General features: G+C 72.4%; 12 protein-coding genes. 7 read left to right on the top strand and 5 right to left on the bottom strand.

The genetic code is table 11. The annotated features are described in order from the left end of the window. Together ACZ6H8_RS13580 and ACZ6H8_RS13575 are read right to left on the bottom strand one after the other, a co-directional pair. Positions 1-221: hypothetical protein (locus ACZ6H8_RS13580; RefSeq protein WP_464147416.1), on the bottom strand; the 221-nt coding region annotated here is incomplete at its 3' end. 110 nt (positions 222-331) lie between these two features. Further along, positions 332-838 carry an HNH endonuclease gene (locus ACZ6H8_RS13575; RefSeq protein ID WP_464147415.1) on the bottom strand — a complete coding sequence of 169 codons (507 nt, stop codon included), beginning with the start codon at positions 836-838 and terminating at the stop codon, positions 332-334. A gap of 153 nt (positions 839-991) precedes the next feature. On the opposite strand from ACZ6H8_RS13575, the gene ACZ6H8_RS13570 reads away from it, so the two are divergent. The 5 genes from ACZ6H8_RS13570 (at position 992) to ACZ6H8_RS13550 (ending at position 7751) form a co-directional block, all read left to right on the top strand. Then, positions 992-2539 carry a bifunctional 3'-5' exonuclease/DNA polymerase gene (locus tag ACZ6H8_RS13570; RefSeq protein WP_464147414.1) on the top strand — a complete coding sequence of 516 codons (1548 nt, stop codon included), beginning with the start codon at positions 992-994 and terminating at the stop codon, positions 2537-2539. Positions 2540-2585: 46 nt separating this feature from the next. After that, on the top strand, positions 2586-4022 hold the full coding sequence (gene guaB1, locus ACZ6H8_RS13565) for a GMP reductase (RefSeq protein ID WP_464147413.1): 1437 nt from the start codon (positions 2586-2588) through the stop codon (positions 4020-4022). Positions 4023-4219: 197 nt separating this feature from the next. After that, entirely contained in the window at positions 4220-5542 is a 1323-nt protein-coding gene (locus tag ACZ6H8_RS13560) for a hemolysin family protein (protein ID WP_464147412.1), read from the top strand. Further along, positions 5539-6576: a hemolysin family protein gene (locus tag ACZ6H8_RS13555; RefSeq protein WP_464147411.1), complete on the top strand. Its 1038-nt coding sequence runs from the start codon at positions 5539-5541 to the stop codon at positions 6574-6576. Before ACZ6H8_RS13560 ends, ACZ6H8_RS13555 begins: the two co-directional genes overlap by 4 nt. Before the next feature lie 14 nt (positions 6577-6590). Continuing rightward, positions 6591-7751, top strand: a complete 1161-nt coding sequence (locus tag ACZ6H8_RS13550) for a glycosyltransferase 87 family protein (RefSeq protein WP_464147410.1) — start codon at positions 6591-6593, stop codon at positions 7749-7751. 12 nt (positions 7752-7763) lie between these two features. Here ACZ6H8_RS13550 and metX read toward each other — a convergent pair whose 3' ends face one another. The 3 genes from metX to ACZ6H8_RS13535 are packed head-to-tail and all read right to left on the bottom strand — an operon-like array spanning position 7764 to position 11453. After that, positions 7764-8960: a homoserine O-acetyltransferase MetX gene (gene metX, locus ACZ6H8_RS13545; RefSeq protein ID WP_464147409.1), complete on the bottom strand. Its 1197-nt coding sequence runs from the start codon at positions 8958-8960 to the stop codon at positions 7764-7766. A gap of 7 nt (positions 8961-8967) precedes the next feature. Further along, the gene (locus ACZ6H8_RS13540) at positions 8968-10332 is read right to left on the bottom strand and encodes a bifunctional o-acetylhomoserine/o-acetylserine sulfhydrylase (RefSeq protein ID WP_464147408.1); all 1365 of its coding nucleotides are present in this window, start codon (positions 10330-10332) and stop codon (positions 8968-8970) included. Then, complete coding sequence (locus ACZ6H8_RS13535) at positions 10332-11453, bottom strand: acyltransferase family protein (RefSeq protein ID WP_464147407.1); 1122 nt, start codon at positions 11451-11453, stop codon at positions 10332-10334. The genes ACZ6H8_RS13540 and ACZ6H8_RS13535 overlap by 1 nt, the downstream gene beginning before the upstream one ends. A 64-nt stretch (positions 11454-11517) precedes the next feature. Between ACZ6H8_RS13535 and ACZ6H8_RS13530 the strand changes: the two genes are divergently transcribed. After that, positions 11518-12288: an SDR family NAD(P)-dependent oxidoreductase gene (locus ACZ6H8_RS13530; protein ID WP_464147406.1), complete on the top strand. Its 771-nt coding sequence runs from the start codon at positions 11518-11520 to the stop codon at positions 12286-12288. 46 nt (positions 12289-12334) lie between these two features. Next, positions 12335-13252: a DMT family transporter gene (locus ACZ6H8_RS13525; protein WP_464147405.1), complete on the top strand. Its 918-nt coding sequence runs from the start codon at positions 12335-12337 to the stop codon at positions 13250-13252. The last annotated feature ends 81 nt before the right edge of the window (positions 13253-13333 follow it).

Raw genomic sequence — 13333 nt, 5'->3', positions numbered from 1 at the left:
GATGGAGCCGGGGGCGTGGGAGGCTGCGCAGCCTTCGCGCCGTCGCCGTCAGGCACCGGGGGTGCTGCGGTCGTGGTGGTGGTGCCGCCCTGCTGCGCTGCGAAGCGCTCCAGGATCGGCCACCAGGACTGGGCCACCTTCGACCTGTCCTGCTTGAAGAGCTCGTACTGCTCCTCCACCAGCCATTCGTTCGCTCCGAAGTCGCTGCTCGCGGCTGCCACGGATCCTTCGCCTCTTCTCACCGGGGGCATGCATGGTGGTGTCGTTCGTCCGGCACCAACAGTCGATCATACGCGCCGTGCCTGGGCGCGGGTGCCTTCTGATCGTTGTGTCAACGAATGAGGCCGAGGGCCGCGAGGTCGACGCCCGCCGCCTCGACCGCGAGCATGACGACCTCGCGACGCCACACGACGCGCGGCTCGTGCAGCAGCGGCATCGACGCCTCCGTCGGCGTGCGGCTGCCCTTGCGGCCGTTGCAGGCGACGCACGCGGTGATCGTGTTGAGCCACGTGCTCGCGCCGCCGCGGGAGACGGGCTGGATGTGGTCGATGGTCGAGCCGGGGCCGCCGCAGTAGGCGCAGCGTCTGCGGTCGCGCTCGAGCACGCCGCGACGCGTCCACGGCATGCGGTCGTACATGCGGGTGTGCGGCACGGCGACGTAGTCGTTGAAGACGACGACCTTCGGCACGGGCATCTCGATGCTCTCGGACCGGATCGTGCCCTCGGAGGCGAGCATGATCTGCGCCCGCTCCTTGACCACGAAGGCGACCGCGCGCTGCAGGGAGGCGACGCCGATCGGCTCGAGCGTCGCGTTCAGCACCACCACCTGGGCATGCATCGCGTCCTCCTTGGACCCATCGTGCACCACGGGAGCCCGCTTGGCACGGACTTGCGCAGCGGCGTTCACCACGTGTTCAACGGTCGTGTACCCCGACGGGACGCGGCAGGGGCGTGCGCGGCGGCGTCGGTGGCGGCACCTAGCGTTGGGTGCGTGGATGCGGTGATCGCGCCGATCGGCGATGCGTGGGAGATGGCGGTCGTCGGCGACGACGGCATCCGCGATCGTCGCGTGGCCGACGACCTGCCGGCCGCCGTCGCCGCGCTCGAGCCCGAGCGCCCCCGGTGGGTCTGGCAGGACACCTCGCGCGTCGCGCCCGTGCTGCTGGCAGCAGGCGTCGCCGTGGAGCGCGCCCGCGACCTGCGCCTGAGCCACCGCATCCTCGCCGACGCGGGGCGCATGCCGCTCGAGTCGCGCTGGCTGCGCAGGCTGCGGTCGCCCGACGGCGCGCTGTTCTCGATGGACGACGAGCCCGAGCCCGTCGACGCCCTCGTCGCCGAGCTCGCGAGGCAGGAGGGCGTCGTCGGCGACGACGCGTCGCTGCGGCTGCTGCTCGCGGCCGAGTCGACGGGCGCGCTCATCGCGGAGGAGCTGCTGCACGTCGGCCTGCCGTGGTCGGCCGTCGAGCACGACCGGCTCCTCACCGCCGCGCTCGGTCCGCGGCCCGTCGCAGGCAGACCCGCGCTGCTGCAGGCCCTCGCCGACGAGGTCGACGCGATCCTGGGGCATCGGGTGAGCATCGACTCCGCTCCCGAGCTGCTGCGTGCGCTGCGCTCGGCGGGCCTCGACGTGCGCTCGACGTCGCGGTGGGAGCTGCGCGAGGTCGACCACCCGGTCGTCGCGCCCCTCACGGCCTACAAGCGGCTCTACCGGCTGTGGACGGCGAACGGCTGGCAGTGGGCCGACGAGTGGGTGCAGGGCGGCCGGTTCCACGCCGAGTACGTGCCGGCGGGCGTCGTGACCGGCAGATGGGCGACGGCCGGCGGTGGCGCGATGCAGATCGCGAAGCAGGTGCGCGGCGCCGTCGTCGCCGACCCGGGGTGGCGGCTCGTCGTCGCCGACGCCGCGCAGCTCGAGCCACGCGTGCTCGCGGGCGTCGCCCGCGATGCCGCGCTCGCGGAGGCGGCGAGCGGCGACCTCTACGAGGGGCTCGTCGACGACGGCGTCGTCGACTCGCGGCCGAAGGCGAAGGTCGCGATGCTCGGTGCGCTCTACGGCGCGACCTCCGGCGACTCCGGCAGGCTCGTGCCTGCGCTGCGCCGCGCGTACCCGCGTGCGATGCGCGTCGTCGACGACGCGGCCGCGACGGGGGAGCGAGGCGGGCTCGTGCGCACGTGGCTCGGTCGCACGAGCCCGCCCATGCCGGCGGCCTCCGCGCAGCTCGCCGACCGCGACGCCGTCTCGCGCGAGCGCGCATGGGGCAGGTTCACCCGCAACTTCGTCGTGCAGGGGTCGGCGGCAGAGTGGGCGCTGTGCTGGATGGCGCTCCTGCGTCGCAGCCTGCGCGCGAGCGGCGGCGAGCTCGTGTACTTCCTGCACGACGAGGTCATCGTGCATGCGCCCGCCGCGCGGGCGGAGGCGGTCGCCGACGAGATCCGCGCCGCAGCGGCGGGCGCGGGACGCATGCTCTTCGGCACGTTCCCCATCACGTTCCCCGTCGAGGCACGCATCGTCGACGACTACGCGAGCGCCGACGACTGACGCCGCCGCGCGCCGCGCAGCCTCGCCGTCGGCGTAGCGTGGAGGCATGCGCTTCCTGCAGTCGCCGCCGCCCCACGACCTCACCTACTCCGACGTGTTCCTCGTGCCGAGCCGCTCGGACGTGGGCAGCCGCATGGCCGTCGACCTGTCGCCCGACGACGGCACGGGGGCGACGCTGCCGATCGTCGCGGCGAACATGAACTCGGTCACGGGCCCGCGTCTCGCTGCGACGCTCGCGCGCCGCGGCGGCCTCGCGGTGCTCACGCAGGATCACGACCTCGACGACACCGTCGCGGCGATCGCGTGGGTCAAGGAGCAGCCCGTCGACCTCGCATCCGCGCAGCTCGCGACGGAGGACGAGCTCGTGGCCGACGTGCTGCTGCGCGTGCCCGCCGTGGAGGGTCACGGCATCGTCGTCGTCCGCGACGGCCGCTACGCGGGTGCGATCGGCGCACCTCGCCTCGGTCACGCGCTGCCCGACGCGCGCATCGGCGACCTGCTGCACGGATCCGTCGATCCGCTGGCGCCCGCCGACGTCGCCGACCCCCGCACGGCATTCGACGCCGTCCACGCCGCCGGCATCGACTTCGCGGCGGTCGTCGACGACGCGGGGCGCGTGCTGGGCACCGTGAGCCCCCGCACCGCCCTGCGCGGCGCGCTCTACCGGCCCGCGCTCGACGACGCGGGTCGCCTGCGCGTCGCCGTCGCCGTCGGCATCAACGGCGACCCCGCTGCGAAGGCGCGCGCGCTCGTCGATGCCGGCGCCGACGTCATCGTCATCGACACCGCACACGGACACCAGGGCGGCATGCTGCGCGCCATCGAGGCGGTGCGCGCCGTCGTCGACGTGCCGATCGTCGCCGGCAACGTCGTCACGGCGTCGGCGGTGCGCGACCTCGTGCACGCGGGTGCGTCGATCCTCAAGGTGGGCGTCGGACCCGGCGCGATGTGCACGACGCGCATGATGACGGCCGTCGGACGCCCGCAGCTGTCGGCCGTGCTCGAGACGGCGGAGGAGGCGATCGGCCTCGGCGCGCGCGTCTGGGCCGACGGCGGGGTGCGCTACCCCCGCGACGTCGCGCTCGCGCTCGCCGCCGGCGCGTCGAGCGTCATGATCGGCTCGTGGTTCGCCGGCACGATCGAGGCGCCCGGCCGCATCCAGCGCGACGAGCGCGGGCGCCTGTTCAAGGAGTCGTGGGGCATGGCGTCGACGAAGGCCGTCGAGGGCCGCTTCGGCGACCTGCCCGCGTTCGAGCTCGCGACGAAGACGCTGTTCGCCGAGGGCATCTCGTCGTCGACGATCCTGATCGACCCCCTGCGTCCGAGCGTCGAGGACCTCCTCGACATGATCACCTCCGGCGTGCGCTCGTCGGCGACCTACGCCGGCGCCGCGTCGATCGCGGAGTTCCGCGAGCGCGCCGTCGTGGGCGTGCAGTCCGCCGCGGGCTACGAGGAGGGCAAGGCGCTGCCCGTCTCCTGGTGACCGGAGGCCGGGCGCTCGAGGCCGAGTCTCGCGCGCGCGGTGTGCGCGCACGTGGAGCACGGCACCGATCGCGTTAGGATTCCGTGCGTGAGCGACGAGCACCATAGTCCGAAGGGCGCCAGCCCCAGCCCCAGAGGGCGCTGCGGCCGCAGCCCCAGCCCCTGCCTGCAGGTCGGCACGCCCATCGGAGCCCTCCGATGATCGAGCAGCTGCCCTGGCTCTTCATCCTCATCGGGGTCGTCCTCACGGTCGGCACCGGCTACTTCGTCGCCAGCGAGTTCTCGCTCGTGAACCTCGACCGCTCCGAGCTCGAGGCGCAGGAGGCCAGGGGCGGCGCGAGCCATCCCGGCGTGATCGCCGCGCTCAAGCAGACCTCGACGCACCTGTCGAGCGCGCAGCTCGGCATCACGCTCACGACGCTCCTCACGGGCTACACGATGGAGCCGGCGATCTCGCACCTCCTCGCCCCCGTGCTCGAGGGGTGGGGCATCCCCGACGACCTCGCCCCCGGCGTGTCGCTCGTCGTCGCGATCGTCATCGCGACGCTGCTGTCGATGATCATCGGCGAGCTCGTGCCGAAGAACTTCGCGCTCGCCGTGCCGCTGCGCACCGCGACGATCGTCACGCCCTTCCAGCGAGCGTTCACGTGGCTGATGAAGCCGGCGGTCCTGCTGCTCAACGGCTCCGCGAACGGCATCCTGCGCTCCATCGGCATCGAGCCGAAGGAGGAGCTCTCCGGCGCCAGGACGGCCGACGAGCTCTCCTCGCTCGTGCGCCGATCCGCGCTCGAGGGACTGCTCGACGCCGACCAGGCGACGCTGCTGTCGCGCACGCTGCGCTTCTCCGAGCTCACGGCAGGCGACGTCATGACGCCGCGGCCGCGCGTCGACGCCATCGATCGCGAGCAGAGCGTCGCCGACGTGCTCGACCTCGCGAGGCAGACGGGCCTGTCGCGCTTCCCCGTCTTCGACGAGGACCTCGACCGCGTCGTCGGCATCGTGCACGTGAAGCAGGCGGTGTCGGTGCCGCGCGAGCGTCGCAGCGACGTGCCCGTGCTCGCGATCGCCGAGGAGCCGCACCGCGTGCCCGAGACCGTGCACCTCGACCAGCTGCTCTCCGACCTCAAGGAGCGCGGCTACCAGATGGCGATCGTCGTCGACGAGTACGGCGGCACCGCGGGGCTCGCGACGCTCGAGGATCTCGTGGAGGAGATCGTGGGCGAGGTGAGCGACGAGCACGATCGCCTGCGCCCCGACATCGTGCGAGCGCCGGGCTGGGTCGCGTTCCCTGGGCTGCTGCGCCCCGACGAGCTGCGCGAGCGCGCAGGCGTCGAGATCCCCGACGACGGCCCCTACGAGACGGTCGCGGGCTTCGTCGTCGCCGAGCTCGGCCGTCTGCCGCTCGTGGGCGACGAGGTCGTCGTCGACGGCGGCGTGCTGCGCGTCGAGCGCCTCGACGGCCGCAGGATCGACCGCATCCGCTACGTCGTCGTCGCCGAGTCCGAGGGGGTGGCGCGATGAGCTCCGACTGGTTGGGCCTCGTGTGGCTCGTGGTGCTGCTCGTCATCAACGCGTTCTTCGTCGGCGCCGAGTTCGCCGTCATCTCCGCGAAGCGCTCGCAGGTCGAGCCGCGCGCCGAGCGCGGCTCGCGGGCCGCGAAGATGGCGCTGTGGGCCATGGAGCACGTCTCGCTCATGCTCGCGATGTGCCAGCTCGGCATCACGGTGTGCTCGCTGCTCATCCTGCTCGTGAGCGAGCCGGCCATCCACCACCTGCTCGCGATCCCGCTCGGCGCCGTCGGGCTGCCAGAGGTCGTCGTCGACGGCATCGCGCTCGCGCTCGCGATCCTCATCGTCACGTACCTGCACGTCGTGTTCGGCGAGATGGTGCCGAAGAACGCCGCGTTCACGCTGCCGACCGCCGCGGTGCTGCTGCTCGCACCGCCGCTCGTGCTCATCTCGCGCGTGTTCAAGCCCGTCATCTGGGTCATGAACTGGATCGCGAACCACATCCTGCGGCTCTTCCGCGTCGAGCCGAAGGACGAGGCGGCGAGCGCGTTCACGCTCGACGAGGTCGAGACGATCGTCGAGACCTCGAAGCGCGAGGGCCTGCTCGTCGACCCCACGGGTGCGATCTCGAAGATGTTCGAGTTCACCGAGCGCACCGTCGGCGACGTCGCGATCCCCGTCGAGGGGCTCGTGACGCTCACGGAGGATGCGACGACCGACGACGTCGAGGCGGCCGTGCGCGAGCACGGCTTCTCGCGCTACGTGATCGTCGACGACGACGGCGAGCCGACCGGGTACATCCACCTCAAGGACGTGCTGAGCCCCGACGACCCGGCGCAGCCCATCCCCGCGAAGCGCATCCGCCAGCTCGCGTCGCTGTACGCGGGCGGCGAGATCGAGGATGCGATGCAGCGCATGCGCTCGTCGGGCTCGCACGTGGCGCGCGCGTTCGACCAGTCGGGTGCGACGACGGGCGTGCTGTTCCTCGAGGACTGCATCGAGGAGCTCGTCGGCGAGGTCCGCGACGCCACGAGGCGGCTGTCCTGACGGGTCTCGCGGCCGTGCGCTCGCGGTGGGTGCTGTGGGGTGCGTTCGTCGCCGTGCACGGCCTCGTGGCGCTGCTGAACCACCCAGAGGTGTCGACGGCGTTCGGCGACGTGCGCGGCGTGTACCCGTGGTGGGTGCAGCGTGCCGAGCAGGGCGACGTCGTCGGCATCGACGAGCCGTGGGTGTATCCGATCCTCGCGTGGCTGCCGATCGCCGCGTCGGCCGTCGCAGGCTGGCAGGCGCTGCCCGCCGTGTGGCTCGTGCTCGTGACGGTGCTCGACGCCGTCGCGTTCTGGCTGCTGCTGCGGCACCCGCGCGGCATCGTCCCCGCGTGGACCTGGCTCGCCCTCATCGCGCTGCTGGGTCCGATCGTCGTGGGACGCATCGACTCGATCACGATGCCGATCGCGGTCGCAGGCGTCGTGGCGACGTGGTCGGGCAGGCACGTGCTCGCGGCGATCGCGTTCACGGTCGGCGCATGGACGAAGGTGTGGCCAGGCGTGCTGTGGATCGCGCAGCTCGTCGTGCGGCAGGGCAGGCTCGCGACGCTCGCGGCCGGCGCGGTCGTGACGGCCGTCGTCATGCTCACGGCGCTCGCGATCGGCTCCGGCGGCAACGTGCTGTCGTTCGTGACGTGGCAGGGAGGCCGGGGCCTGCAGATCGAGGCGGTGCTCGCGACGCCCTTCCACTGGGCGGGCGCGCAGCTCGGCTACGACGACGTGCAGCTCACCTACCAGCTGCAGACCCCTGCGGCGGATGCCGTCGCGGCCGTCGCGACGCCCGTGCTCGTCGCGCTGACGGCCCTCGTCGCGCTGCTGGGCGTGCTCGCGGTGCGGCGGGGCGTCGATCGCGACGTCGCAGGCGCCTGGCTCGCGACGGCGCTCGTGGCAGGGCTCATCGTGGCGAACCCCGTCGGATCGCCGCAGTTCGCGATCTGGCTCGTCGCGCCCGCGCTGCTGCTCGTGGGAGCGCGCGCGTGGGAGGGCGTCGCCGTGATCGTCGTGATCTGCGGCCTCACGCAGCTCTGCTACCCGTGGCTGTACGGCGAGGTCGTGTGGCAGGAGCCCATCGGCATCCTCGTGCTCACGCTGCGCAACGCCGCCTACGTCGTGCTGCTCGTGCTGGCCGCCTGGCGGCTCGCACGGCTGCCGCGCGTCGCGGCGCCGCAGCGCTGACCGCCGCGCGCGTCAGCGAACCAGGTCGGCGAGCAGCGCTCCCACGGCATCCGTCTCGATGAGGAAGCCGTCGTGGCCGAACTCGCTCTCGAGCACGACGGGCTCCGCGCCCGACACCGACGTGCGCAGGCCCGCGGCGATGCGGCGCTGGTCCGCCACGGGGAAGAGCCGGTCGGAGTCGATGCCGACCACGAGGGTCTCGGCCGTCACGCGCGACAGCGCCGACTCGACGCCGCCGCGGCCGCGACCGAGGTCGTGCGACGACATCGCGAGCACGAGCCGCACGTAGCTGCCGGCGTCGAAGCGCCTCGTGAACCGGTTGCCGTGCACGTCGAGGTACGACTCCACCTGGAACCGCCCGCCGTGGTCGGGATCGACCGACGACTGCCAGCCGCGACCGAACCGGCGGTTCAGCTCGTCGGGGGAGCGGTAGTTCAGCATGGCCATGCGCCTGGCGAGCGCGAGGCCCCTGTGGGGCCCCTGGCCGTCCGGCTGGTCGTAGTAGTCGCCGCCGAGCCAGTGCGGATCGGACTGCACGGCCTCGAGCTGCAGGCCGTTGAGCGCGATCTGGTCGGCGCTCGAGATGGCTGGCGCGGCGAGGACCGCCGCCCTCGCGAGCCGCTCGGGATGCGTCACCGACCACTCGAGCACGTGCATGCCGCCCATCGATCCGCCGACGACCGCATGCCACCGGTCGATGCCGAGATGGTCGGCGAGCAGTCGCTGCGCCTCGACCTGGTCGCGGATCGTGACGCGCGGGAACCGCGAGCCCAGCTCGCGGCCGTCCTGGCCGATCGTCGCCGGTCCCGACGAGCCCTGGCATCCGCCGAGCATGTTCGGCGCGACGACGAACCATCGGTCGGTGTCGAGGGGCAGGCCGGGCCCGACGACGCCCGCCCACCAACCGCTCGTCGCATGCCCGGGCCCCGCGGGCCCGACGACGTGGCTGTCGCCCGTGAGCGCATGCGGCACGAGGATGGCGTTGTCGCGCTGCGGCGACAGCGTTCCCCAGGTCTCGTACGCGATCACGGCCGACGGGATCGTGGCCCCGTGCTCGGTGACGAGGTCGCCGATGCGCGCGAAGCGGCGCGCGCCGGGATCGTCGCCCGGCCGCCACGCTCCCGTGACGGGGACGGGCGTCGGGTCGACGAGCCGGTGCGCCGGGACACGTGCCGACGGCTGGACGTCGTCGCTGAGCTGCCAGTCCACCTGGTGGCTACGCCGCCGCGCGGTTCGTCGCCTGCGCGGCCTCGAGACCCGTCGTCAGGTCGGCGATGAGGTCGTCGACGTTCTCGATGCCCACCGACAGGCGCACGAGGCCGGGCGTGACGCCGGTCGTGAGCTGCTGCTCGGGCGTGAGCTGCGAGTGCGTCGTCGACGCGGGATGGATGACGAGGCTGCGCACGTCGCCGATGTTCGCAAGGTGGCTGAAGAGCTCGAGCGACTCGACGAACGCGCGGCCGGCTGCGACGCCGCCGACGATCTCGAACGACAGCACGGCGCCGACGCCCTTCGGCGCGTAGCGGTCGGCGGCGGCCCGATAGGGGCTCGAGGCGAGGCTCGCGTAGTTCACGCTCGCGACGGCGGGGTGCGCCTCGAGGAAGTCGGCGATGCGCACGGCGTTCTCGACGTGGCGCTCGATGCGCAGGCTCAGGGTCTCGAGGCCCTGCAGGATCTGCCATGCGGAGTCGGGCGAGATCGACGCGCCGATGTCGCGCAGCAGCTGCACGCGCGCCTTGATGACGTAGGCGATCTCGTCGCCGACGGCCTGCGTGAACACGGCCCCGTGGTAGCTGGGGTCGGGCTGCGTGAGGCCGGGGAAGCGGTCGGACTCCGACCAGCGGAAGCGGCCGCCGTCAACGATGACGCCGCCGATGACGGCACCGTGGCCGCCGATGAACTTCGTCGCCGAGTGCACCACGATGTCGGCGCCGTGCTCGAGCGGACGGATGAGGTAGGGCGTCGCGATCGTGTTGTCGACGATGAGCGGCACGCCCGCCTCGTGCGCGACGCTCGAGACGCCGGCGATGTCGAGGATGTTGATGCGCGGGTTGCCGATCGTCTCGGCGAAGAACAGCTTCGTGTTCGGCCGCACCGCGCGGTGCCACTCGTCGAGGTCGTCCTGATCCTCGACGAACGTCACCTCGATGCCGAGCTTCGCGAGCGTGTACTTGAAGAGGTTGTAGGTGCCGCCGTAGATCGACGTCGACGACACGATGTGGTCGCCGGACTGGGCGATGTTCAGCACCGCGAACGTCTCGGCCGCCTGGCCGGACGACACGAGCAGGGCGGCGGTGCCCCCTTCGAGCGCGGCGACGCGCTGCTCGACGACGTCCTGCGTCGGGTTCATGATGCGCGAGTAGATGTTGCCGAACTCGGCGAGGCCGAACAGGTTCGCCGCGTGCTCGGTCGAGTTGAACACGTACGAGGTCGTGCGGTAGATCGGGGTGATGCGCGCGTTCGTCGTCGGGTCGGGCTGGGCTCCCGAGTGGACCTGCTTGGTCTCGAACTTCCAGTCGCTCATGGCTGCCTCCTGGGACGTGTGGTGCTTCGAACGGTAGGGATGACGACCGCGTGGCATCAACGGCCCGCGTCACCATCCGTCACAGTGGTCGTCGGCCGGGTGCCGGTGGCCTCGTGGTCGCGGTCGCGGCGCATGAGCCAGCGCACGTTCGGCTCGACGAGCCAGCGCGTCGCCCACCGCACCGGCCTCGTCGACAGCACGACCGTGATGATGAGCCCGCCGAGGAGCGTCGCGGGCGTCGCCCACCACTGATCGGCGACGTCTCGCAGCCAGTCGAACTCGCGCGGCCAGTAGAGCACGAACGTGTGGAGCAGGTAGATGAACATCGTCGCCGCGCCCCACGCGGTGAAGACGGTGCGCCTGCGCGGCACGAGCACGAGCGCTGCGGCGATGAGCACCGTCGTCACGAGCATGATCGCGAGCCGCACCGTGCCGTAGTACCAGGCCACGCCGCCCTCGCCGATCTCGGGCACGTCCGAGTACGCGCGGTCGAGGAACAGCCAGTGGCGGATGGCGATGTCGCGCCACAGGTCGGGCAGCAGCGCCACGACGACGCCTGCGATCGCGAACGCGCCGACGGCGGCGACGCGGACCCACCGCGTGCGCGTCGACTCGAGCCACCTGCCCACGAGGTCGCCCGTGCGCAGCTGCCAGCCCAGCACGAAGAACGGCAGCATCTGGATGGCGCGCATGGCCGAGAACGTCTGGTCGACGTCGAAGTAGCCGATGACGATCGCGAGCAGCACCGTCCACAGCAGCGGCCAGCGCAGGCGGGCGAGCACGGGCAGCACGACGCGGAAGCCCGCGAGCGCGAGCAGGAACCACAGCGTCCACGACGGCGTGGTGGGATCGAACGACAGCGAGCCGGTGACGAGCGCCTTCACGACCGTCCAGATCGTCTCGAAGATCAGGTACGGCACGAGCAGGTCGCCGATGACGCGACCGTACTGCTTGGCCCCTGGCCTGTCGGTCGTGAAGTAGCCGGAGATGACGCCGAAGAACGGCATGTGGAACGCGTAGATCACGAGGTACGGCACGAGCGCGACGTCGGAGTCGAGCGCGATCGGCTGCACCGTGTGCCCGATGACGACGAGCGCCATCGCGAGCCACTTCGCGTTGTCCCAGTAGGGCACGCGGCGCTTCGCCTTCGGCTTCGGCTTCGGCGTCGAGTCGGTCACGGCACCATCCTCGCAGCGCTTCGGATGCGCGCGTGACCGCGTGCCGTCGTGCTTCGATGGAGCCATGGAGCAGCGCATCGTCGTCACGGGAGCATCGAGCGGCATCGGTCGGGCGGTGGTGCAGCATGCGTCGCGCCGCGGCTGGCGGGTGCTCGCCGTCGCACGTCGCGAGGAGCGCCTCGCCTCGCTCGCCGAGGAGACCGGATGCGACACGCTCGTCGCCGACCTCACCGACGACGCGGCGGTCGCGCGGCTCGTCGAGGCGGCGGAGGCGTTCGGTGCGAACGCGCTCGTGCACGTCGCGGGCGGTGCGCTGGGCGTGGGCTCGGTGACGGAGACGACGCTCGAGGACTGGCAGGGCATGTTCGACGGCAACGTGCTCACGACGAAGCGCGTGCTCACGGGACTGCTGCCGCAGCTGCGCAGGTCGACGGCGGGCGGCACGTACGCGACGGTGCAGGTCGTCACGTCGATCGCCGCGACGACGCCGTACGTCGGCGGCTCGGGCTACAACGCGGCGAAGGCGGCCGAGAAGGCACTCGTCGACGTGCTGCGCCTCGAGGTGCATGGCGAGCCCATCCGCGTCATGGAGGTGCGGCCGGGCATGGTGTGGACCGAGGAGTTCTCGCTCGTGCGGTTCAAGGGCGACCAGGCGAAGGCCGACGCGGTCTACGAGGGCGTGCAGGATCCGCTGACCGCCGACGATGTCGCGCAGGTCATGACCGACGCGCTCGCGCTGCCCGGCCACGTCTCGATCGACGAGGTCGTCATCAAGCCCGTCGCGCAGACGCACGCGTGGATGGTGCATCGGGGACCGCTGCAGGCCAAGTCCTGATGGGTGGATGCCCGTCGGCGTCGGTGGTGGGCGCGACGATGGGGTCGTGACCCCCGCCTCCGACGCGCCGCGCCCGCTCGTCCTCGTCGCCGCATCCGTGACGGTGCTGCTGTGGGCGTTCGCGTTCGTCGCCATCCGCGCCGTCGGCGACGAGCTCTCGCCCGGCCCGCTCGCGCTCCTGCGGCTCGGCTCGGCCATGCCCGTGCTGCTCGTCATCGCGCTCGTCGCCCGCCCTGCCTTCCCGCGCGGACGCGGGCTGGTGCTCGTGCTCGCGTACGGCGTCGCCTGGTTCGGCGCCTACACGGTCGTGCTCAACTGGGCCGAGCACCATCTCGACGCGGGCACGGCCGCGATGCTCGTGAACGTCGCCCCGCTGCTCGTGGCGGTCGTCGCGGGGATCGTGTTCGGCGAGGGCTTCCCTCGGCCGCTCGTCGCAGGGCTCGTCGTCGGGTTCGCAGGCGTCGTCCTCATCGCGCTCGGCTCGCGTGGCGCCCCCACGATCGACGGCCTCGGCATCGTGCTGGGCCTCCTCGCCGCCGTGCTGTACGCCGCCGGCGTGCTCACGCAGAAGGTCGCGCTGCGCTCGGTGCAGCCCGTCGCCGCCACGTGGGTCGGATGCCTCGCCGGGCTGCTGGCGACGCTGCCGTTCGCGCCGCAGGCGCTCGCGGAGGTGCAGGTGGCGTCGTCGGGTGCGCTGTGGGCGGCGATCGCGCTCGGCGTGGGATCGACGGCGATCGCGTTCTCGACGTGGGCGTACGTGCTGCAGCACTCCGGCGCGGGGCCGGCTGCGGCGACGACGCTCGTGGTGCCCGCGCTCGCGACGCTGCTCGCGTGGCTCGTGCTCGGCGAGGTGCCGACGGCGCTCGCGATCCTCGGCGGGGCGCTCGCGCTCGGCGGCGTGACGATCTCGCGCCTGCGCCCGCGTCGCCGCCGCGACCTGGTCGTGGAGGCCCCGGCCGCCTGACGCGCCCGCCCGCGCTGCGCTCGCACCTCACGGAGCGGGTCGCAGGGGCTTCCGAAGAAGGGGATGGGCGCAGCGCGGGCG

The sequence above is a fragment of the Agrococcus sp. AC640b genome (assembly GCF_979255995.1).
The sequence above is the reverse complement of the archived record's forward strand: the minus strand, read 5'-3'. Positions and strand labels throughout refer to the sequence as shown.

What these genes read in the sequence shown, in the direction of transcription:
- ACZ6H8_RS13575 (WP_464147415.1), bottom strand. Translation starts at nt 838, where the DNA reads ATGCATGCCCAGGTGGTGGTGCTGAACGCGACGCTCGAGCCGATCGGC.
- guaB1 (WP_464147413.1), top strand. Translation starts at nt 2,586, where the DNA reads ATGCGCTTCCTGCAGTCGCCGCCGCCCCACGACCTCACCTACTCCGAC.
- ACZ6H8_RS13560 (WP_464147412.1), top strand. Translation starts at nt 4,220, where the DNA reads ATGATCGAGCAGCTGCCCTGGCTCTTCATCCTCATCGGGGTCGTCCTC.
- ACZ6H8_RS13555 (WP_464147411.1), top strand. Translation starts at nt 5,539, where the DNA reads ATGAGCTCCGACTGGTTGGGCCTCGTGTGGCTCGTGGTGCTGCTCGTC.
- ACZ6H8_RS13540 (WP_464147408.1), bottom strand. Translation starts at nt 10,332, where the DNA reads ATGCCACGCGGTCGTCATCCCTACCGTTCGAAGCACCACACGTCCCAG.
- ACZ6H8_RS13530 (WP_464147406.1), top strand. Translation starts at nt 11,518, where the DNA reads ATGGAGCAGCGCATCGTCGTCACGGGAGCATCGAGCGGCATCGGTCGG.